Here is a 20,813-nt window from a genome sequence, read left to right as displayed (position 1 = left end):
CCTGGAACCGGTCGCCTGCAGCTGTTCTACTGGCGGGCGACTCACTCCCCGCTGTTAGCTGCGCAGGCGCATTACACCTTCCTGTACTGTTGACGCCACCAGCTCACCTTGCTGGTTATAGAACTCGCCACGTACAAAACCGCGTGCACTGGAGGCTGATGTGCTCTCCACGCTGTACAGCAGCCACTGATTCAGGTCAAACAGGCGATGGAACCACATTGAGTGGTCAATCGTCGCCACCTGCATGCCTGGCTCGAGGAAGCCTTTACCGTGCGGCTGTAACGCCACAGGCAGGAAATTGAAATCGGACGCGTAACCGAGCAGATATTGATGGATACGCAGATCCGCAGGCATGGGGCCATTGGCACGGAACCACACCTGACGTGCTGGTTCATCCACATGTCCCTGCAGCGGGTTATGGAATTTCACCGGACGCATTTCCAGTGGTTTCTCGGCGATAAACTTCTCACGCGCTTTCTCAGGGATAAACTCTGCTAGCTGGCGGGCGATATCCGTTTCTGAGGGCAGCAAATCCGGGCCGGGAACCTGCGGCATCGTTTTCTGATGCTCATAGCCGCTTTCCGGCGCCTGGAACGACGCGGTCATATAGAAGATGGGCTGGCCATTCTGGATAGCGCTGACACGGCGTGCGCTAAAACTGTGGCCGTCGCGCAGGTTTTCGACGTCATAGATAATCGCTTTCTGGCTGTCTCCCGGACGCAGGAAGTAGCTGTGAAACGAGTGGATCACCCGTTCGACAGGTACAGTCTGTTTCGCTGCATACAGCGCCTGGCCGACCACCTGGCCGCCAAACACCTGGCGTAATCCCAAGTCTTCACTCTGGCCGCGAAACAGCCCCTCTTCTAGTTTTTCTAAATTGAGTAGATTCAGCAGATTTTGCAGTGCCTGGCTCATCGCAACGCCCTCAAAAATGGTTCAGTGATTCAGTTTGCGAGATCCGACCAGTTTCCGTCAACTGCGATAAAGCGGAATCTGCTTCTTTTCGCCATCATAAATGATGAAAAGTTGTCAGCAGGAAAAAATCAGCAACTTGTGCCAGGCTTTAACGTGTGTCGCTGGCTGACAGCGCGGTCCTGTTCGTTGCAGGATGGGACACATTGATAAGAAGGAGAATCGATCAATGAAATTCTGGTATCTGATGAGTGGCGCGGCGCTGGCTGTGGTGCTGGCGGGATGTGCGCCAAAAAGCAAAGATATTGCCACGCCAACGATGAGCTCGCCGACAGCCGGGCAACAGGCCGCGATTGAGCAGCCAAATGTTGATGCCACTGTTTATATTCGTCAGCGTGTTGCCTTACCGCCGGATGCGGTTGTCACTGTAACCCTGTCGGATGCCAGCGTGGCGGATGCGCCATCGCGGGTATTGTCACAACGCGTCGTGCGTACCGAGGGCAAACAACCTCCATACCACTTTAAACTGCCGTATAACCCGGCAGATATTCAGCCTAACGCGCGTATCCTGTTGAGTTCGGCGATTGCCATTAACGGCAAAATCTCCTTTATCACCGATACCGTGAAACCGGTGATTAACGGCGGTGGTACGAAAGCGGAACTGCTGCTGGTGCCGGTGCCGGAAGTGGCACTGCAGACGCAGAGTGAGGCGGCGACAACCGTACCGCTCACGTCGCCAACTCAGGTCACGCCATCTTCGGCGGTGCCAGCACCGACCACTTACTGATCGTCAACGCGGGCGGGGCAGTTTTGCCCCGCTATTCTTAATACTGCCAGCGGTACTGTGGCAGTGAGACTCTGCCGTCATCACTGACTTCAATCCCTTCAGCTTCCAGCGCATCACGCTGGCGCATTAAGCTGTCACCCACTAACGAGATTTCGCCTTTACGGTTAATCACCCGATGCCAGGGAAGCTGGCTGCCTTGCGGCAGGCGACGCAGCACGCCACCCACCTGACGCGCAGCGCGCGGTGAACCGGCAAGGCGGGCGATATCGCCATAGGTAGTGACACAACCATAAGGAATGGCGGCGACAATCTGCCAGACGCGTTGCGGGAAGCTGTCATTATCATCAGACATAAAAATGACCCGGTGAAAATATTGACAAAACCTTAATCGATGATTTCACGATACTACAGCAAATTTTATCGAATGCCGTTTTTTTGCCCCTGCAACGCTGGGGGTATTTACCTGGCGCATCGGGCTGGCGCCAGGAGAATCAGAATAATATCGGTTATCCTTCGTGGCGTTATTTCAGGCGAAAGGCCGCTTTCTGTTCAAGAAAGCAACGGTCGCCGGGGGTATGCTTGCAATTGGAGGGGGCATCATTGATAATGCCAGCGCTCTGAAGTTGAGAGCCGTCAATGGAGGCTCTGTTGGTTCTCCCGCAATGCTAACTTGTGAACTCGGTCAGGTCCGGAAGGAAGCAGCCGCAGCAGGTAACGCGTGTGCCGGGATGTCGCTGGCAGGGCCTCCACCATTTCTGCCCCTCGTTTTGCTATTCCCGCCACGCTATTTAAAGTTGCTTTTAACGTACATATTTCCAGACGGAAACCGGTACTTTGTCGTAAAGTTTATTCATGGTCAATTCAGCTAAACGGTGATCTGCCGCGGAATTGAACACTTCTAATTCATCATCAGATAATTCGTATTTATTTTTTTCAATTACACGTTCAAGCGTGTCGATAGAACGGCAGCGTCTTAAACGCATCAGATAATCTGTTTTTGTCAGAATTTTGTCAGTCATTGTTAAACCATAGTAAAAATAAGGGGTTGCTAAAATGAGTGGCTGGCTGGTGTTGGCCGGATTGCGCACTCTTCCGCGAAAATGTTAAAAAGCCGTTTGGCTGATTTTTGCCAGCGCTGAAGATCCTGAGCATTAATACCGTAGTTACTGAACAGCATAAATGTATCATCAAGATATTCATCGATCTGAGCAATCAGATCCTCATCCTCAACATGCTTGATTTTGTAATTCATGGTGAAAGAAGCGATATGTTCAATCAATTCGTTGAGCTGCAGATTCACCGCTGAAGTCGGATCGTTTACCCAGCCGTGATGACTATCACCGAGGGTCGCCATACTTTCAGCGTACAGATTTTCACACAAGAATTTCAACTGGGCAATATCATGCCTTTTTGGCGAGTATTCGTCCATCTCTTTCCCCTCCATAGCAAGTGATACATGCTGGTGCATGAACTGTGGCACAAAGTTTGTGGCCTGGAAGCGATGATAAAAAATACTTTATTAAACGGACACTATGAATATAACGCAAATTAATTAATGTTGCCTGAGCTAATTACCAAAAATTACAATTCACCATCGGTTGAAGGGTATTGATTGTCTGTCAGGTCGAAAGCAAGAAAACCGGGAATAATCTGGAAGTTGACGCTCTCCGACACCGTCTCGCTGGCGTCTATATCCAGACAGGCATTGAATATGTTCCACGCGAACTGATATCTCATCTTATAACGTAAACTTCCCTGCGGATCTACGGAAATAATTTTCACACTGCCGGGAACAAAACGGGCACTGGCAGAATACCAGGCTAAATCGCCCACCAGATCCTGTTCTATTTTGGGAATATTCTGTTGGATTATTTCTTTCAATATTAGCGGGTCGACTACATCCTGCAAATTGTCGCAGGGAATTAATTTGCGCATTTTTCCGTCACAGAGTTCACAGCCACTTATATTGATCATTGTGTTAAGTACCAAATAAAGCAAGTGGCAAAAAAAGCGCAAAAACTATCAACTTGATTTTAATCACTTTTATTTTTATCTATGTTGTCTTTTTTTTGCGATAGTTCACACCTTGCTGTTGAGTTTTATTTATCAAATTACGATCCCAGCTGTGGGATAAATAACGTTACACCTTGATACATTTTCCTTTGCTTTGGCGGCATAACCGTTACACCATTTAGCGTTATGTTATAACATATTTATTGTGCCGGAGCTTCTCCATGCCTTCCTCTTCTGTTCCGCAACCCACGTTGCTGACGCTTTCGGTCGTCAGTCGCCTGTTGCTGACCTTACTGCCCGTTGCGTTGCTTGCCGCCGCTGTCTGGTGGGCTATCACCCTATGATTACCCTGCAAAACTTACAGGCGGGATATCGCCACCAGCCGGTTACGCCGGTCATTAATGGCCATTTCGCTGCCGGTTCGATGACGGCGCTGACAGGTGCGAATGGCAGTGGCAAGTCCACTTTGCTGAAAACCCTTGCCGGACTGCTGCCGCCGGTTACCGGGCGCTATCAGCGCAGCGTACCGGCGAAAGCAATGGGCTGGTTGCCGCAACAGTCAGAAATCGAACGTCAGTTTCCGCTGACCGTCTTTGATCTGGTGGCTATGGGCTGCTGGCCGCGTTGCGGCTGGTTTGGCGCGATAAACCGCGAACTGCGTGGTGAAATCATGCAGACACTGCAGCGCGTCAGGATGGCGGATTTCGCTGATGCTCAGCCGGGCGCACTGTCTGGCGGGCAGCTGCAGCGGGTGCTGTTTGCCCGTTTGCTGATGCAGCAGGCGCCATTGCTGTTGCTTGATGAGCCTTTTACCGGCATCGACAGCCAGACCGTAGAACTGCTGCTGGATGTGCTGGTGGAGCGCCATCGGGCAGGTTGCACGCTGGTTGTGGTCCTGCACGACCTGGCAATGGTGGACAGCTGGTTCCCGCAGCAGTTGCAACTGCATGCCGATGACGTGGAATGGCATAACCGCGCGGTGCGTGCGCAGCCCTTACGCCAGGTTGGAGGCAGACAATCATGACGGACCTGCTGCATCCTTTTCTTGAATTTGGTTTTATGCGCCGTGCTCTTGTGGCTTGTGTGGCGTTATCCATCTGCGCCACGCCGCTGGGAGTATTCCTGCAATTACGCCGTATGAGCCTGGTGGGTGATGCGTTGTCCCATGCTGTGCTGCCGGGGGCGGCGATAGGTTATCTGATTTCCGGCCTGTCACTGGTGGCGATGGGAATTGGCGGTTTTATCGCCGGTTTGTCCGTTGCATTGCTGTCCGGTGCGGTCAGCCGCTTTACCCCGCTGCGTGAAGACGCCAGTTTTGCCGGGTTCTATCTCGGTTCACTGGCGCTGGGTGTCACGCTGGTATCGCTGCGTGGCTCCAGTGTCGATCTGCTGCATGTGCTGTTCGGCTCGCTGCTGGCGGTGGACAACCAGTCCATTCTGCTGGTGGGGGCGATTGCCGCCTTCACGCTGCTGGTGCTGGCGGTGATCTACCGCCCGCTGGTGATCGATGCTTTTGACGCCAGCTTCCTGCGTGCTCAGAGCCGCTGGAGCCCGGCGCTGGTGCATGGCGCTTTTCTTATTTTAGTGGTGATCAATCTGGTCGCCGGTTTTCAGGTGCTGGGCACACTGATGTCGGTTGGTCTGATGATGCTGCCTGCCACCAGTGCACGCTTCTGGAGCCTGCGCCTGCCTGGCATGCTGGCCGCCGCGATGCTGCTGGCGGTTATCGCCAGTTTTAGCGGGCTGTACGCCTCATTTTACCTCTCGCTGCCCGCCGGTCCGGCTGTGGTGCTGAGTGCCGCGATTCTGTTTTTTATATCCATTTTAATCGGGCCACACGGCGGTTTGCTGAACCGTCGCCGTGGTTTTTTGACAGGTAAGGAGAAAGTATGAAGAAGTTACCAATCGCGCTGGCGCTGACTGCGCTGATGGCCAGCCCGTTAGCGCTGGCGAAGACGGTGGAAACCGTCGCCAGTTTTACCGTGCTGGCAGATATCGTTAAGCAGGTGGGTGGGGAGCATGTGGAGGTGAAAAGCCTGGTCGGGCCGAATGGTGATCCACACAGCTTTGAACCGACGCCGCAGGATAGCCAGGCGCTGTCGAAAGCGGATGTGGTGTTTGTCAGTGGTCTGGGCATGGAAGGCTGGATGGATCGTCTGGTACAGGCTTCGGGTTATAAAGGCAACGTGGTGATCACCTCTGAGGGTGTCGACACGCGTAAAATGGAAGAGGATGGCAAAACCATCACCGATCCGCACGCCTGGAACAGCATCCACAATGGCGCGATTTACGCCAGTAATGTGATGAATGCACTGATTGCCGCCGACCCGCAGGATGCTGAATATTTCCGTCAGCGTGGCACGGCGTATATCAGTCAGCTCAATCAGCTGGACAGCTGGGCGCAGAAAACCTTTAGTGCCATTCCAGCAGCGAAAAGAAAGATCCTCACCAGTCATGATGCGTTTGGCTATTTCGGCCAGCGTTATGGCGTGCAGTTCCTGGCACCAGTGGGCTTTTCGACGGAGTCAGAAGCCAGCGCCAGCGATGTAGCGGCGTTGATTAAGCAGCTGAAGGCCGGGAAGATCCATACGTACTTTATTGAGAATCAGACTGACCCACGTCTGGTGGAACAGATTGCTTCAGCCACCGGCGCGCAACCGGGCGGAGAACTGTATCCGGAAGCGCTGTCGGAAAAAGACGGTCCGGCAGCCAGTTATGTGACAGCGTTTAAACATAATGTTGAGAGTATTGCGGCCAGTATGAAGTGATGTTTTCCCTGCCCGCGAGGGTGGGGATATTTATACCGGGATAAAAAAAGGGCCGGATATCTCCGGCCCAAACGACAACACGACATTTCCCCGTCTTCATTCAGGCTACAAGTGTGTTGGCTTTCTTCACTCACCCCGGTCACTTACTGATGTAAGCTCCCGGGGATTCGCTGCGTCGCCGCCTTCCTGTAACCTAAATGACTTAGGGGATTCCCCATCGTCATTCTGGCTACAGGTGCGTTGGCTTTCCTGCAGACTGAGTGACTCAGGGGCTAGCACTAACGTTTTTTCTTTTTCCGTCCCTGGACCGCTTTAAAGCGCGGGTTGGTTTTGCAAATCACATAGATACGACCTTTGCGACGCACGACTTTGCAATCTTTATGGCGAGTTTTGGCGGAACGAAGTGAACTCAGTACCTGCATGATAGCCCCTTATTTTGCGCTGGTTCCGAAGAAACGACCAAAACGCTGGTTGAAGCGTGAGGCGCTGCCTTCTTTGTTGAAATCCTTCTGTTTGCCGGTGTAGTAAGGATGCGACTGTGAAGAGACATCCAGGGTGACATACGGATACGTTTCACCTTCAAACTCAACGGTGCGATCGGTTTTGATCGTCGAGCCGACTTTAAAATAGTGGTCGGCGCTGGTGTCATGAAAAATCACCGGACGATAGTGGGGGTGGATACCTTCTTTCATTACGACTCCGAATCTTAATGTTATAACATAACAATTAGTATGCGCCGTAATCGCGGCAAAAGCAACCCGGTAGCTTGCAGGGAAAAGGACAAAAAAAAGAGGCCGCTATTGCGGCCTCTTTTGCATCACTGATTATCAGTGGGATTGCGGTTGTTCAGGATGTCCCTGTTCAATCTCTTCCCGGTGCTTACTGAAGCGGCGACGCACCACCACAAAGAATACCGGCACAAAGAAGATGGCCAGAACTGTTGCGGTGACCATACCACCCATCACACCCGTACCTACCGCGTTCTGTGCACCGGAACCTGCGCCGGTGCTGATAGTCAGCGGCAGTACGCCAAGGATAAACGCCAGCGAGGTCATCAGAATTGGACGTAAACGCATACGTACCGCTTCCAGTGTCGCTTCCACCAGTCCTTTACCTTCTTTCTCCATCAGGTCTTTGGCGAATTCCACGATCAATATCGCGTTCTTCGCCGACAGGCCAATGGTTGTCAGCAGGCCTACCACGAAGTAAACGTCATTACTCAGACCACGTACTGTGGTAAAGATCAGCGCACCGATAACCCCCAGTGGTACTACCAGCATGACGGAGAACGGAATGGACCAGCTCTCATACAGTGCGGCGAGACACAGGAACACCACGATTAGCGAGATGGCATACAGGGCTGGGGCCTGGTTGCCGGACAGACGTTCCTGATAGGACATACCGGTCCAGTCGAAGCCGATACCGGCTGGCAACTGTGACGCCAGGTTTTCCATCAAGTCCATCGCCTCACCGGAGCTTTTACCCGGAGCCGCCTGACCGAGCAGTTCCATCGATGGCAGACCGTTATAACGTTCCAGACGCGGCGAACCGTATTCCCACTTCGCTGAGGCAAAGGCGGTAAACGGCACCATTGAGCCACTGCTGTTACGCACATACCAGTTGCCAATATCGCTCGGCAGCATACGGTAAGGGGCTTCGGACATCAGATACACTTTCTTCACGCGACCACGGTCGATAAAGTCGTTAACGTAAGTACCACCCCAGGCGGCCGTCAGAGTGGTGTTGATATCAGACAGTGAGACACCCAGCGCCTGTGCTTTCTCCTGGTCGATATCCAGTTTGTACTGCGGCGTATCTTCCAGACCATTTGGACGCACGCCCACCAGCGTGTCCGGATGCTGGGCAATCATACCAAACAGCTGATTACGTGCCTGAGTCAGTTTTTCGTGACCAAGGTTAGCCTGATCCAGCAGCTGGAAGTCAAAACCGGTCGCCTGACCCAGTTCAACAATCGCCGGCAGGTTAAACGGAATTACCATGCCATCTTTGATAGCGGAAAGTGCACCCATCGCACGGCCAGCAATCGCCGGGACTTTGTTCTCTGAACCTGAACGTTCATCCCATGGTTTCAGGCTGACGAAGGCGATACCGGTATTCTGTCCGCGACCAGCGAAGCCGAAGCCGTTAACGGTAAAGACAGAGTTAACGTTCTCTTTTTCGTTTTTCAGGTAGTAATCGGTCACCTGATCCAGAACTTTCTGCGTACGCTCCTGTGTCGCGCCTGCAGGCAACTGGGCCATGGTAAGCAGTACGCCCTGATCCTCTTCAGGAAGGAACGCACTTGGCAGGCGCACAAACATTACCGCCATACCCACGACAATCGCCAGGTAGATCACCAGATAACGGCCGGTGCTGCGAATGATATGACCCACACTGTCGGTGTAGTGATGGGTACTCTTATCAAACATGCGGTTAAACCAGCCGAAGAACCCGGTGGTTTTTCCATGGTCACCTTTTGCAACCGGCTTCAGCATGGTGGCACACAGCGCTGGCGTCAGAATCATCGCGACAATCACCGACAGCACCATCGCAGACACGATAGTGATCGAGAACTGACGATAGATGACCCCGGTGGAACCACCGAAGAACGCCATCGGAATAAATACCGCGGACAGCACCAGAGCAATACCGACCAGTGCGCCCTGGATCTGGCCCATCGATTTCCGCGTGGCTTCTTTAGGTGGCAATCCTTCTTCCACCATCACACGCTCAACGTTCTCCACCACCACGATGGCGTCATCCACCAGCAGACCGATGGCGAGCACCAGCCCGAACATTGTCAGCGTGTTTATCGAGTAGCCAAAGGCACCGATTATCGCGAAGGTACCCAGCAACACCACCGGTACGGCGATGGTTGGGATCAGCGTCGCACGGAAGTTCTGCAGGAACAGGTACATCACGATAAACACCAGCACGATAGCTTCCGCCAGCGTTTTCACCACTTCGAAGATCGAAATCTTAACGAACGGCGTGGTGTCATACGGATAAACCACTTTCAGACCTGACGGGAAGAACGGCTCCAGTTTCGCCAGCTCTGCTTTTACTGCATTTGCGGTATCCAGTGCGTTAGCGCCAGTCGCCAGCTTGATACCCAGACCGGATGCAGGTTTACCGTTATAGTGTGCGATCACTTCGTAGCTTTCGCCACCGAGCTCGATTTTCGCCACATCCCGCAGGCGGACCTGTGAGCCATCGGTATTCACTTTCAGCAGGATTTTGCCGAATTCATCGGTTGAGGTCAGACGCGTCTGAGCAATAATCGAGGCGTTCAGCTGCTGACCAGGTACAGGTGGCGTACCACCGAGCTGACCTGCCGCCACCTGGGCGTTCTGGCTGTTAATTGCACTGATGATGTCTACCGGCGTCAACTGGTAGTTGTTCAGTTTGTGCGGATCCATCCAGATACGCATCGCGTACTGAGCGCCGAACAGCTGGGTATCACCCACACCTGACACACGGCTAATCGGGTCCTTAATATTAGAACCGACATAGTCCGAGATATCGTTCTGGGTCATGGTGCCATCTTCACTGATAAAGCCAGCCACCATCAGGAAGCTGCTGGAAGATTTTTGTACCTGGATCCCTTGTTGCTGAACTTCCTGCGGCAGTAACGGCATCGCCAGCTGCAGTTTGTTCTGCACCTGCACCTGGGCGATATCCGGGTTAGTGCCCGACTCAAAGGTGACCGTCAGCGTCACCGTACCGGATGAGTCGCTGCTTGAACTCATATACATCTGGCCATCGAGGCCATTCATATTCTGCTCAATAACCTGCGTCACTGAGTCCTGCAGAGTTTTCGCATCCGCACCCGGGTAGCTGGCGGTGATCTCAATCGCCGTCGGCGCAACATTCGGATATTGCTCGATCGGCAGTTTAAGAATCGATAGCGCACCCGCCAGCATAATAATGATGGCGATTACCCACGCGAAAATGGGGCGATCGATAAAGAACTTAGCCATGTATCAGCGGCTCCTGTTTAAGACTTGGTTGGTTCAGACGGCGCCTGTTGCTGTTTTGCGTTGTCTGCACTCACTTCCTGCGGAGTCACCTGAGCACCCGGTTTCGCACGCTGAATACCGGTGACGATCACTTTATCGCCAGCCTTCAGCCCGTCGGAAACCAGCCACTTATCCCCAATCGCCTGGTCGGCTTTCAGCGTACGCAGTTCCACTTTATTGTCTGCACCGACGACCATCGCCGTGGCTTCACCGGTTGGTGAACGCGTTACACCCTGCTGTGGCACCAGCAGTGCATTCGGGTTGGTGCCTTCATCAAGGCGCGCACGCACAAACATGCCTGGCAGCAGACGCTGATCCGGGTTAGGGAACACGGCGCGCAGGGTAATGGAACCGGTGGTTTCATCCACGGTGACATCAGAGAACTCAAGGGTGCCGGTCTGGGCATAAGCGCCGCCATCCTGCGTTAACAGGGTGACACTGGCTTTGCCATCGGTCTGTTTCAGCTTGCCGGATTCCAGCTCCTGACGCAGACGCAGGAACTCATCGCTGGACTGGGTCACATCGACGTAGATCGGATCAAGCTGCTGTACCGTGGCTAACGCCGTGGTTTGCGCGCTCTGGACTAACGCCCCTTCAGTGACTGACGATTTGCCAATACGTCCGCTGATCGGCGAAGTCACTTTGGTGTACGCGAGATTAATACGTGCCGTTTCTACATTGGCTTGTGCTGCCTGCACCGCCGCAGCCGTCTGGCTTTGGGTGGCGATCGCTTGGTCGTAGTCCTGCTGGCTAATGTATTTAGTCCCCAACAGCGGTTTGTAACGTTTGACGGTCAGTGCCGCGATTTGCGCGTTGGCTTGTGCCTGCGCTAAGTCACCTTTAGCACTGTCATACGCTGCCTGATAGGTCGCTGGATCGATCTGATACAGCGATTCTCCCGCTTTAATGTCACTACCTTCGGTGAAGTTCCGTTTCAAAATAATGCCCGAAACTTGTGGGCGGACTTCTGCAACGCGGAAGGAAGAGGTCCTTCCTGGTAATTCGGTGGTGACTTTCAGTGCTTCCGTCTTCAGAGTCACGACACCAACTTCAGGGGCTTGTTGCTGGCCGGCTGCCTGGGATTTATTTTCATCACATCCTGTAAGCGCTAAGCTGCCTGAAATCATCAGGACGGCGGCCAGAGGCGTTAACCCTCTGCTTTTTTTCATAAATAAACCTCGAGTGTCCGATATCGATTGTTCAATGGATCACAAACCCGATAACCCATTGCTGCGTTTAAATTATCGTCGTGTTATGTTACATACATTCGCAAATGTATGTAAATCTGCCCCTTTGTAAATAATCACCCCTATGGCACGAAAAACCAAACAGCAAGCTCTTGAAACGCGGAACCAAATTATTGATGCGGCGATTGCGCGCTTTTCTGAGCATGGTGTCTCAGCGACATCACTGGCGAACATTGCCCAGGCCGCTGGGGTGACGCGCGGTGCGATTTACTGGCATTTCAAAAATAAAGCCGACGTGCTGAATGAGATCTGGAAACAGTCTGAGTCCGGCATGGATGAACTCGAACTTGAGTATCAAATAAAATACCCAGGTGATCCACTTTCTGTTTTGCGCGCAATGCTGTGCTATGTATTTGAAGCGACGGCACGTGACCCGCGCAGAAGATCACTAATGGAAATCATTTTCCATAAATGTGAGTTTGTCGGTGAAATGACAACTCTGCAAATGGTTCAGCAAAATTTATACCTGGAATGTTACGAAAAAATAGAAGAAGTTCTGCGCGATTGCATTGATCACGGTCAGTTACCAAAGGAACTGGATACCCGCCGTGCCGCCGTGATCATGCGGGGTTACGTCAGCGGAATTATGGAAAACTGGCTGTTTATGCCGGACAGCTTCGATTTGGCGGAAGACGCACCCGCCCTGGTCGAGACATTAATGGATATGCTGAATAACAGTCCGGCGCTGCGTCAGCCATTACCCCCCGCCACCTGAGGCTTCTTCTGCTGTTTGCTTTGATAATCGCGCTTAATGATCTCCAGCGCGGCAAGCACGGTGTGCGGCGCCACCTCATTTTGTTCCAGCAACATAATCAAATCGACCGCCAGTTTTACTTCATCCGGCGCATTTTCTAATGACATTTCTCTCTCCGTGGCTGATTTCTGGCAGGGCAAAGGGGCGCTACAGGCGTAACAATTTTGCCACCAGTAGCATTAACAGTGCGCCGAGCAGCGCGATGACCAGCGCTCGCGCATCCGGCAGCGCCAGCCCGCCCCAGCCGATATAGCTGCTGACGTAGCCACCGACCAGCGCGCCAGCCACCGCAAGCACCAGCGTCGGCACCGATCCGCCCTGGCGGCCAGGGAAAAACTTACGCATTAACAGCGCGGCGATAACACCGATAATAATCCAGCACAGTAATCCCATTGCGTTGTCTCCTTTTTATACACACGGCGTGGGATGCGAACACTCCCTCCCTCACGTGGTGGGGGAGGGTTGGGGAGGGGGAAAGACCAGCACAGAGCTTGTCTTCCCCCCATCCCCGCCTTCCCCGCCTTCCCCGCCTGTAGGGGAGGTGGTGTCATGCCATCACGAGAGGCATGCCATCTCAATCAGTTTTAACGCTGCACGGCAACGTTGCAAGCGGCCTTCCAGCGCCACGATTTCGCGCTGGATCGCTTGCTGTTGCAGCAGCGTCTCCTGCTGGCCGAGCTGTTGCTCGCGCTCGGCGATCATCGCCAGCAGGCGGCGCTCAAACTCCCGGTGCTGCGCCAGCTTTTGCTGCGGCGAATTCGCCGTTGCACGGCTGACGGGCTGGTTAGCCACTTCCCGCTGCAGTGCACCCATCTGCAACACCACACGCTCCGCCAGCCAGGCCAGCTGCTCCGCATGTTGCGCCGCGACACACTGTTTTAACTGCGCCAGCGTGTCGCGGATTTCCTGCAGATAATCCCCGAGCCGCTGGCCCTGACAGTGAAACAGTTGCTGATCGAAACGTGCACGCCGGGTGCGTCTCTCCGCCAGCGGTGCAACGCTGTGCGCCAGTTGTTCGAGACGTGCATCCAGTTGTTGCAGTAAGATGCTGCTTTTCATCTCGTTTCTCCATACGGATTCAGGTCGCACTATGCAGCGCATATTATTAATAATTATCGGCTGGCTGGCGATAGCTCTCGCACGCTTGGCGTTTTTTTACCCCTGCTGCCGACCACGCCCTTTATGTTACTGGCCGCCTGGTGCTTCGCGCGCTCGTCGCCGCGCTTCCACGCCTGGTTACTTTACCGTTCCTGGTTTGGCAGCTATATTCGCCACTGGCAGCAGCATCGCGCGTTACCGCCAAAAACCAAAGGGCGGGCGATTGCGCTAACGGTTGTCACTTTCGCCGTGTCATTATGGCTGGTGAAAATACTTTGGGTGCGTATTTTGCTGTTGTGCATGCTCTGCGTGCTGGTCATTTTTTTATTGCGTATGCCGGTCGTTGAGGCAGAACAACAAAACCGCTGATTTCCCTCTTGATGGTTGCAATTGTCAGACAGTTTGCTTAGATTTGGTCGTTTTCGTGCGCGGCTTCCCCGGATTTATTGTTTCCTGCTGCAGTTTTACGCTGTCAGAGTGGGGCAAAGCTGCGCGAGTCAGATTCGTTTTTACCAGGCATAACATTATGACCGCAACTGCGCAGCAGCTTGAATATCTTAAAGACAGTATCAAAAGCATCCCGGATTATCCTAAGCCGGGCATCCTCTTTCGTGACGTAACCAGCCTGCTGGAAGACCCGAAAGCGTTTGCCACCGCCATTGAACTGTTGGTTGATCGCTATCGCAATGCGGGCATTACCAAAGTCGTTGGCACCGAAGCGCGTGGTTTCCTGTTTGGCGCGCCAGTGGCGCTGGGCCTGGGTGTCGGTTTTGTGCCGGTGCGTAAGCCGGGCAAACTGCCGCGTGCGGTGCTCAGCGAAGACTATGAGCTGGAATATGGCACCGATACCCTGCAACTGCACGCCGACGCGATTCAGGCAGGTGATGTGGTGCTGGTGGTCGATGACCTGCTGGCAACGGGCGGCACCATCGATGCGACGGTGAAACTGATCCGCCGTGCCGGTGGTGAAGTGAAAGATGCCGCCTTTATTATCAATCTGTTTGATCTGCCAGGTGAGTCGCGTCTGAAAGCACTGGGTGTGAACAGTTACAGCCTCGTCAACTTCCCCGGCCACTGATACGCTTCAGACCGCCGCAGCATTCAGCCTCGCCGTAAAGGTGGGGCTGTGTTAGCATTACCTTCTGTGTCACTAACCATCCCACGAATTGATGAGCTATCAGGTACTTGCCCGCAAATGGCGTCCACAAGCGTTTACTGATGTTGTCGGTCAGGAGCATGTCCTGACGGCGCTGGCGAATGGCCTGTCGCTGGGACGCATCCATCACGCTTATCTGTTTTCCGGCACCCGCGGTGTGGGAAAGACCACCATTGCGCGTCTGTTAGCCAAAGGGCTGAACTGTGAAAGCGGTATTACCGCCACGCCCTGCGGGCAGTGTGATAACTGCCGTGAAATCGAGCAGGGCCGTTTTGTCGATCTGATTGAGATCGACGCCGCTTCGCGCACCAAAGTTGAAGATACCCGTGACCTGCTGGATAACGTTCAGTACGCGCCTGCGCGGGGTCGCTTCAAAGTTTACCTGATTGACGAAGTGCATATGCTGTCGCGCCACAGCTTCAACGCCTTGTTGAAAACGCTGGAAGAGCCGCCATCACACGTCAAATTCCTGCTGGCAACCACTGACCCGCAAAAACTGCCGGTCACCATTCTGTCGCGTTGTCTGCAATTCCATCTCAAAGCGCTGGATGTTGAGCAGATCCGCGGCCAGCTGGAACATATTTTACAGCAGGAGCAGATCAGCGCGGAAAGCCGTGCGCTGCAACTGCTGGCGCGTGCGGCCGATGGCAGTATGCGTGACGCGCTGAGCCTGACCGACCAGGCAATAGCCATGGGGCAGGGGCAGATCGCCACAGACACTGTCGCCGCGATGCTCGGCACGCTGGATGATGAACAGCCGCTGGCGCTGATTGAAGCATTAGTGGACGCTAATGGTCAGCAGGTGATGACACTGCTCAACCAGGCGGCGTCACGCGGCGTGGAGTGGGAAGCGCTGCTGGTCGAAATGCTGCGCCTGCTGCACCGTATCGCCATGGTGCAGCTGTTGCCATCAGCGATGGGTGATGAACCCGCAGCACTGGAGCAGCGTTTGCGTGAACTGGCGCGCGTACTGCCGCCTGCTGATGTACAACTTTATTACCAGACGCTGCTGGTGGGACGCAAAGAGCTGGCGCTGGCGCCGGATCGCCGCATGGGCGTTGAGATGACGCTGCTGCGAGCACTCGCCTTTCACCCGCGTCAGGTGATTGCTGAACCCGTCGCGCGTCCGGCGCTGATGCCGCAGGCACAGGCACCTCATGCGCAAGCTGCTCAGCCGCCATCCCCGATGCCGTCCGCACCCGCGCAACCGCCTGCTGCACCGCAACAATCCTGGTCGCCGCCATCGGCGGGCAATGCACCGCCTGCTGCGCCACCGGATGCGCCGCCCAGCCATTTGCCGGATGCAACCAGCCAGCTACTGCAGGCACGTACCCAGCTGATGCGTCAGCAGGGAGCGGCCAAAACAAAAAAGAGTGAGCCGGCGGCGCAGACAGCGCGGCCGGCTGGCTCGGCACTGGAACGCCTCGCTTCCGTTACCGAACGCAGTCAGCAGCGCCAGCAGGCCGCAGCTGAGCAGGTAGCGGCAAAACCGGAAGCGTATCGCTGGAAAGCGCAGACGCCAACGGAAGAAAAGGTGACAGTGGTCGCCACGCCAAAAGCGTTGCGTTCGGCGCTGGAGCATGAAAAAACACCGGAGTTGTCCGCCAAACTGGCGGAAGAGTCGCTGGTGCGGGATGCGTGGGCAGCGGAGATCGCTGCACTGAAAATCCCGAAACTGGTGCAGCAGCTGGCGCTGAATGCCTGGAAAGAGCCGACGGAGCAGGGCGTGTGCCTGCATTTACGTTCGGGGCAGCGCCACCTTAATTCGGCATCGGCGCAAAAAACGCTGGCGGAAGCGATGAGCGAACATGCCGGACAGCATATTGAACTGACGATTATTGAAGATGATAATCCGTCAGTGTTAACGCCACTGGAGTGGCGACAGGCGATTTATGAAGAGAAGCTGACGCAGGCGCGTCAGTCAATAATCGCGGATACGCATATTCAGACATTGCGGCGTTTCTTTGACGCCGATTTGGATGAAGAGAGTATTCGCCCCGTTTGAACCGCCGCATCAGCGAATACGCAAAATAATTCGGGTTGCAGGAAGGCGGCAAGCCCGCGAATCCCCGGGAGCATAGTCAACTATGTGACCGGGGTGAGCGGGCGCAGCCAACGTACCAGCAGCCTGAATTATGAAGCGTATCTCCGCGGCCTGAGTTGAGAGAGAAGACTATGTTTGGTAAAGGCGGTTTGGGCAACCTGATGAAGCAGGCCCAGCAGATGCAGGACAAAATGGCACAGGTGCAGGAAGAGATCGCGGCGATGGAAGTCACCGGCGAATCCGGCGCGGGCCTGGTTAAAGTGACCATCAATGGCGCACATAACTGCCGTCGTGTGGAAGTCGATCCGAGCCTGCTGGAAGACGACAAAGATATGCTGGAAGATCTGGTTGCTGCTGCGTTTAACGACGCTGCACGCCGCATCGGTGAAGCACAGAAAGAGAAAATGGCATCAGTATCCAGCGGTATGCAACTGCCGCCGGGCTTTAAGATGCCATTCTGATGCAGACCAGCCCGCTCCTCGAAGCACTGATGGAGGCGCTGCGTTGCTTACCCGGCGTCGGGCCGAAATCCGCGCAGCGCATGGCGTTTCAGCTGTTACAGCGCGATCGCAGCGGCGGTATGCGTCTGGCGCAGGCGCTGACCCGCGCGATGTCGGAAATCGGCCACTGCGCCGACTGCCGTACCTTCACTGAGCAGGATATCTGTACCATCTGTGCCAATCCACGGCGTCAGCAAAATGGTCAGATCTGCGTGGTGGAGAGCCCGGCAGATATCCACGCCATTGAGCAGACCGGGCAGTTTGCCGGTCGCTACTTTGTGCTGATGGGGCATCTTTCACCGCTGGATGGTATCGGCCCGAATGATATTGGCCTCGACCGGCTGGAACAGCGTCTGGAACGTGAAACCATTCATGAAGTGATCCTCGCCACCAACCCGACGGTGGAAGGGGAGGCGACCGCTAACTATATTGCCGAGTTATGCGGGCAATACGGTGTGGACGCCAGTCGTATCGCCCACGGTGTACCGATGGGTGGCGAACTGGAAATGGTGGACGGCACCACCCTGTCGCACTCGCTGGCAGGGCGACAGAAGATTAAGTTTTAAGCATTCACAGGTACGGTGTTGCCGTACCTGCTTGAAAAGCGATTTTTCATCCCCATCTCCTCTGCAACATTCAATAAACCTGATTTGTTGAGGAATCAATGACCATGAAAGAACAAGAGACTCGTGGCTTCCAGTCAGAAGTAAAACAACTTCTGCACCTGATGATCCATTCCCTCTATTCAAACAAAGAAATCTTCCTGCGTGAGCTGATCTCCAACGCCTCTGATGCTGCTGATAAGCTGCGTTTTCGTGCGCTGTCTGCGCCCGAACTCTATGATGGTGATGGCGAACTGCGCGTACGGGTTTCTGTCGACAAGGAACAACGTACCCTTACCTTAAGCGATAACGGTATTGGTATGCGTCGTGATGAAGTGATTGAAAACCTTGGCACCATTGCGAAATCAGGCACCAAATCCTTCCTTGAATCGCTGGGTTCCGACCAGGCAAAAGACAGCCAGCTGATTGGTCAGTTCGGTGTCGGCTTCTACTCCGCGTTTATCGTCGCTGATAAAGTCTCTGTGCGTACCCGTGCGGCTGGCGCCAGCGCGGATGAAGCGGTGTTCTGGGAATCCGCAGGTGAGGGCGAATACACCATCGCCGATATCAGCAAAGATGAACGCGGCACAGAAATTACCCTGCACCTGCGTGAAGGTGAAGATGAGTTCCTGGATGCGTGGCGTGTCCGCAGCATCATCAGCAAATACTCCGATCATATCGCGTTGCCGGTAGAGATTGAGCAGCGGAACGAAGAAGACGACACCACTCACTGGGAAAAAATTAACAAAGCTCAGGCGCTGTGGACGCGTAACAAGTCCGATATCAGCGAAGACGAATATAAAGAGTTCTACAAACATATCGCCCATGACTTTACCGACCCGGCGGCCTGGAGCCACAACCGTGTTGAGGGTAAACAGGAATACACCAGCCTGCTGTATATTCCGGCGCAGGCGCCGTGGGATATGTGGAACCGCGATCATAAACACGGCCTGAAACTGTATGTACAGCGCGTGTTTATCATGGATGACGCGGAACAGTTTATGCCGAACTACCTGCGCTTTGTGCGCGGGCTGATCGATTCCAATGATCTGCCGCTGAACGTCTCGCGCGAGATTCTGCAGGACAGCCGTATTACCCAGACTCTGCGCAGTGCGCTGAGCAAGCGTGCGCTGCAGATGCTGGAAAAAATGGCGAAGGATGATGCGGAAAAATATCAGACCTTCTGGCAGCAGTTCGGTCTGGTGCTGAAAGAAGGCCCGGCGGAAGACTCAGCTAACAGTGAAGCGATTGCTAAACTGCTGCGCTTTGCTTCTACCAGCAGCGATGGCGCGGCGCAGACCGTGTCGCTGGAAGAGTACGTCAGCCGCATGGTGGAAGGTCAGGAGAAGATCTACTACATCACCGCCGACAGCTATGCCGCGGCGAAAAGCAGCCCGCATCTGGAAGTGTTCCGTAAGAAAGGTATCGAAGTGCTGCTGCTCTCAGACCGTATTGATGAGTGGATGATGAGCTACCTGACCGAGTTCGACGGTAAGGCCTTCCAGTCGGTGAGCAAAGCGGATGATGAGCTGAGCAAACTGGCGGACGAAGAGAGCGAAGAGCAAAAGGAAGCGGAAAAAGCGCTGGAGCCGTTTATTGAGCGTGTGAAAACTCTGCTGGGTGACCGCGTGAAAGAGGTACGTCTGACGCATCGCTTAACCGATACTCCTGCCATCGTCACCACGGATGCCAACGAGATGAGCACCCAGATGGCGAAACTGTTCGCAGCCGCAGGGCAGCAGGTGCCGGAAGTGAAGTATCTGTTTGAGATCAACCCGGATCACGCGCTGGTGAAACGCGCAGCGGATACGGCAGATGAGGCGCGCTTTGCGGAGTGGATTGAACTGTTACTGGATCAGGCGCTGTTCGCGGAACGCGGCACGCTGGAAGATCCAAACCAGTTTATCCGCCGTATGAATCAGCTGCTGATTGCCTGATTGCCTGATTGCCTTTGGCTCCTTCCCCCACGATGTGGGGGAAGGGGCAGATCGCGTGTCATCGCAGGCCGGTGGACAGGGCGTGCATTACTCCTCGTTCGCCGCCTCTTCCAGCAACCAGTGGCGAAATACAGCAATTTCCCGTTCATCCTGACGTCCCTGTTTCACCATCATCCATGTCGCGCGATCCATCGCGGTAAAGCCCAGCGGTGCTTTTAGCGTGCCTTCATCAATCTCTTTCTGCACCAGAATTTGCGGCGTAATCATCAGCCCCAGCCCGTTGCGTGCGGCCTGAATGCCGAGCGTCAGATTATCGAAATAGCGCCCCGCCCAGAAGTCGCCCTGTGCGCCGCTTTTGTTCGCCCATTCTGACCACGCGTGGCGTTTGGTATGCGCATGCAACAGCGGCAGAGTGGTGAAATCGGTGTCATCACTGACAGGCAAGGCAAAATCCGCTGAGCACACCGGGCCAATATAATCGACCGTAATCAGTGTGGCAGAGATATCTTCACAGGCGCTGTCCGGGTGGCTGAGGATCAGCACATCGGTTTGATCCTGACGCACTTTATCGACATCCATATGCGTCTGGAAATTCAGGGTAATATCCGGATGCAGCTGGCTGAAGTTGCTGATACGCGGGATCAGCCACTGCGCAAGAAAGCTGGGGGCGCAGGAGACCACCAGGCTGGTGCTCTGCTGACGAATTTTTTCGCAGGTGTTTTCAATATCGCTAAATGCGCGCGAGCAGCATTCACGCAGACGCTCGCCATCGGCAGTGAGCTGTACCCGGCCATTCGCGCGCAGAAACAACGGCTTACCCAGCCACTCTTCCAGCTGTTTAATCTGATGACTGATGGCGCTGTGGGTCACGTTCAGTGATTGTGCCGCCAGGCTAAAACTGGTTTGTAATGCCGCCTGCTGAAAATAGCGCAGCGCACGCAATGAAGGAAGCTTCGCCACCACACTTATCCTTGTT

The 20,813-nt window shown here is 54.4% G+C and carries 24 protein-coding genes, 1 other RNA gene, 1 pseudogene and 1 other annotated feature; of the genes and pseudogenes, 13 read left to right on the top strand and 13 right to left on the bottom strand.

Annotated elements, in window-relative coordinates; genetic code table 11:
• Positions 1–54: 54 nt before the first annotated feature.
• Positions 55–915 (bottom strand): acyl-CoA thioesterase II, encoded by an 861-nt coding sequence (gene tesB, locus ACSZO1_RS01215; protein ID WP_437608704.1) that lies wholly within the window; start codon positions 913–915, stop codon positions 55–57.
• Between the two features lie 226 nt (positions 916–1,141).
• Here tesB and ACSZO1_RS01210 point away from each other — a divergent pair, with 226 nt between their 5' ends.
• Positions 1,142–1,699, top strand: coding sequence for a YbaY family lipoprotein (locus ACSZO1_RS01210; RefSeq protein ID WP_437608702.1), 558 nt, complete (start codon positions 1,142–1,144; stop codon positions 1,697–1,699).
• Positions 1,700–1,736: 37 nt separating this feature from the next.
• Here the strand turns inward: ACSZO1_RS01210 and ACSZO1_RS01205 are convergent, their stop codons facing one another.
• Positions 1,737–2,051: an MGMT family protein gene (locus ACSZO1_RS01205; RefSeq protein ID WP_437608701.1), complete on the bottom strand. Its 315-nt coding sequence runs from the start codon at positions 2,049–2,051 to the stop codon at positions 1,737–1,739.
• Positions 2,052–2,345: 294 nt separating this feature from the next.
• On the opposite strand from ACSZO1_RS01205, the gene ffs reads away from it, so the two are divergent.
• An RNA gene (ffs, locus tag ACSZO1_RS01200) (signal recognition particle sRNA small type) lies at positions 2,346–2,442 on the top strand.
• Positions 2,443–2,499: 57 nt separating this feature from the next.
• On the opposite strand, the gene ACSZO1_RS01195 is transcribed toward ffs, so the two are convergent.
• From ACSZO1_RS01195 to ACSZO1_RS01185, 3 genes are all read right to left on the bottom strand, one after another.
• The gene (locus ACSZO1_RS01195; protein WP_017800956.1) at positions 2,500–2,718 is read right to left on the bottom strand and encodes an HHA domain-containing protein; all 219 of its coding nucleotides are present in this window, start codon (positions 2,716–2,718) and stop codon (positions 2,500–2,502) included.
• Between the two features lie 29 nt (positions 2,719–2,747).
• A complete protein-coding gene (gene tomB, locus ACSZO1_RS01190) occupies positions 2,748–3,128 on the bottom strand; it encodes an Hha toxicity modulator TomB (RefSeq protein ID WP_437608806.1) in 381 nt (126 codons plus the stop codon).
• A gap of 152 nt (positions 3,129–3,280) precedes the next feature.
• Positions 3,281–3,634, bottom strand: a complete 354-nt coding sequence (locus tag ACSZO1_RS01185; protein ID WP_437608698.1) for a hypothetical protein — start codon at positions 3,632–3,634, stop codon at positions 3,281–3,283.
• Between the two features lie 299 nt (positions 3,635–3,933).
• Here ACSZO1_RS01185 and ACSZO1_RS01180 point away from each other — a divergent pair, with 299 nt between their 5' ends.
• The 4 genes from ACSZO1_RS01180 to ACSZO1_RS01165 are packed head-to-tail and all read left to right on the top strand — an operon-like array spanning position 3,934 to position 6,480.
• Positions 3,934–4,056, top strand: a complete 123-nt coding sequence (locus ACSZO1_RS01180; protein ID WP_437608696.1) for a hypothetical protein — start codon at positions 3,934–3,936, stop codon at positions 4,054–4,056.
• Positions 4,053–4,736, top strand: a complete 684-nt coding sequence (locus tag ACSZO1_RS01175) for a metal ABC transporter ATP-binding protein (RefSeq protein WP_437608694.1) — start codon at positions 4,053–4,055, stop codon at positions 4,734–4,736. The genes ACSZO1_RS01180 and ACSZO1_RS01175 overlap by 4 nt, the downstream gene beginning before the upstream one ends.
• Positions 4,733–5,605 (top strand): metal ABC transporter permease, encoded by an 873-nt coding sequence (locus tag ACSZO1_RS01170; protein WP_437608692.1) that lies wholly within the window; start codon positions 4,733–4,735, stop codon positions 5,603–5,605. Before ACSZO1_RS01175 ends, ACSZO1_RS01170 begins: the two co-directional genes overlap by 4 nt.
• The gene (locus ACSZO1_RS01165; RefSeq protein ID WP_437608690.1) at positions 5,602–6,480 is read left to right on the top strand and encodes a metal ABC transporter substrate-binding protein; all 879 of its coding nucleotides are present in this window, start codon (positions 5,602–5,604) and stop codon (positions 6,478–6,480) included. The genes ACSZO1_RS01170 and ACSZO1_RS01165 overlap by 4 nt, the downstream gene beginning before the upstream one ends.
• 278 nt (positions 6,481–6,758) lie before the next feature.
• Here the strand turns inward: ACSZO1_RS01165 and ykgO are convergent, their stop codons facing one another.
• The 4 genes from ykgO to ACSZO1_RS01145 all read right to left on the bottom strand — a co-directional run bounded on the left by ykgO (position 6,759) and on the right by ACSZO1_RS01145 (position 11,668).
• The gene (gene ykgO / locus ACSZO1_RS01160) at positions 6,759–6,902 is read right to left on the bottom strand and encodes a type B 50S ribosomal protein L36 (protein ID WP_013508157.1); all 144 of its coding nucleotides are present in this window, start codon (positions 6,900–6,902) and stop codon (positions 6,759–6,761) included.
• A 9-nt stretch (positions 6,903–6,911) separates the two neighbouring features.
• Positions 6,912–7,172, bottom strand: coding sequence for a type B 50S ribosomal protein L31 (locus ACSZO1_RS01155; protein ID WP_437608688.1), 261 nt, complete (start codon positions 7,170–7,172; stop codon positions 6,912–6,914).
• Between the two features lie 135 nt (positions 7,173–7,307).
• Positions 7,308–10,460, bottom strand: a complete 3,153-nt coding sequence (acrB, locus tag ACSZO1_RS01150; protein WP_437608686.1) for a multidrug efflux RND transporter permease subunit AcrB — start codon at positions 10,458–10,460, stop codon at positions 7,308–7,310.
• Positions 10,461–10,477: 17 nt separating this feature from the next.
• Entirely contained in the window at positions 10,478–11,668 is a 1,191-nt protein-coding gene (locus ACSZO1_RS01145) for an efflux RND transporter periplasmic adaptor subunit (RefSeq protein ID WP_437608684.1), read from the bottom strand.
• Positions 11,669–11,810: 142 nt separating this feature from the next.
• Between ACSZO1_RS01145 and acrR the strand changes: the two genes are divergently transcribed.
• Entirely contained in the window at positions 11,811–12,461 is a 651-nt protein-coding gene (gene acrR, locus ACSZO1_RS01140; protein WP_437608682.1) for a multidrug efflux transporter transcriptional repressor AcrR, read from the top strand.
• Here the strand turns inward: acrR and rsmS are convergent.
• From rsmS to priC, 3 genes are all read right to left on the bottom strand, one after another.
• Positions 12,437–12,607 carry a pleiotropic regulatory protein RsmS gene (gene rsmS, locus ACSZO1_RS01135; RefSeq protein WP_437608680.1) on the bottom strand — a complete coding sequence of 57 codons (171 nt, stop codon included), beginning with the start codon at positions 12,605–12,607 and terminating at the stop codon, positions 12,437–12,439. The genes acrR and rsmS overlap by 25 nt on opposite strands.
• A 40-nt stretch (positions 12,608–12,647) precedes the next feature.
• On the bottom strand, positions 12,648–12,893 hold the full coding sequence (locus tag ACSZO1_RS01130) for a GlsB/YeaQ/YmgE family stress response membrane protein (protein ID WP_437608678.1): 246 nt from the start codon (positions 12,891–12,893) through the stop codon (positions 12,648–12,650).
• A gap of 162 nt (positions 12,894–13,055) precedes the next feature.
• On the bottom strand, positions 13,056–13,559 hold the full coding sequence (gene priC, locus ACSZO1_RS01125; RefSeq protein WP_437608676.1) for a primosomal replication protein PriC: 504 nt from the start codon (positions 13,557–13,559) through the stop codon (positions 13,056–13,058).
• A gap of 31 nt (positions 13,560–13,590) precedes the next feature.
• On the opposite strand from priC, the pseudogene ACSZO1_RS01120 reads away from it, so the two are divergent.
• From ACSZO1_RS01120 to htpG, 6 genes and pseudogenes are all read left to right on the top strand, one after another.
• Positions 13,591–13,967: pseudogene (locus ACSZO1_RS01120) on the top strand (DUF454 family protein).
• Between the two features lie 157 nt (positions 13,968–14,124).
• Positions 14,125–14,676, top strand: a complete 552-nt coding sequence (gene apt / locus ACSZO1_RS01115) for an adenine phosphoribosyltransferase (protein ID WP_437608674.1) — start codon at positions 14,125–14,127, stop codon at positions 14,674–14,676.
• A gap of 91 nt (positions 14,677–14,767) precedes the next feature.
• Positions 14,768–16,759, top strand: coding sequence for a DNA polymerase III subunit gamma/tau (gene dnaX / locus ACSZO1_RS01110; protein WP_437608672.1), 1,992 nt, complete (start codon positions 14,768–14,770; stop codon positions 16,757–16,759).
• Positions 16,101–16,162: a sequence feature (DnaX frameshifting element), on the top strand. It overlaps the preceding gene by 62 nt.
• A 170-nt stretch (positions 16,760–16,929) precedes the next feature.
• On the top strand, positions 16,930–17,259 hold the full coding sequence (locus ACSZO1_RS01105; protein ID WP_437608670.1) for a YbaB/EbfC family nucleoid-associated protein: 330 nt from the start codon (positions 16,930–16,932) through the stop codon (positions 17,257–17,259).
• Positions 17,259–17,864, top strand: coding sequence for a recombination mediator RecR (recR, locus tag ACSZO1_RS01100; protein ID WP_437608668.1), 606 nt, complete (start codon positions 17,259–17,261; stop codon positions 17,862–17,864). The genes ACSZO1_RS01105 and recR overlap by 1 nt, the downstream gene beginning before the upstream one ends.
• A gap of 98 nt (positions 17,865–17,962) precedes the next feature.
• Positions 17,963–19,837, top strand: a complete 1,875-nt coding sequence (htpG, locus tag ACSZO1_RS01095; protein ID WP_437608666.1) for a molecular chaperone HtpG — start codon at positions 17,963–17,965, stop codon at positions 19,835–19,837.
• 87 nt (positions 19,838–19,924) lie between these two features.
• Here the strand turns inward: htpG and ACSZO1_RS01090 are convergent, their stop codons facing one another.
• A complete protein-coding gene (locus tag ACSZO1_RS01090; RefSeq protein WP_437608664.1) occupies positions 19,925–20,797 on the bottom strand; it encodes a LysR substrate-binding domain-containing protein in 873 nt (290 codons plus the stop codon).
• Positions 20,798–20,813: the final 16 nt, after the last annotated feature.

The organism is Erwinia sp. V71, from assembly GCF_965644245.1.
Classification (GTDB): domain Bacteria; phylum Pseudomonadota; class Gammaproteobacteria; order Enterobacterales; family Enterobacteriaceae; genus Erwinia.
Note: the sequence above shows the minus strand (reverse complement) of the source record. Positions and strands in the feature narration are given on the sequence as shown.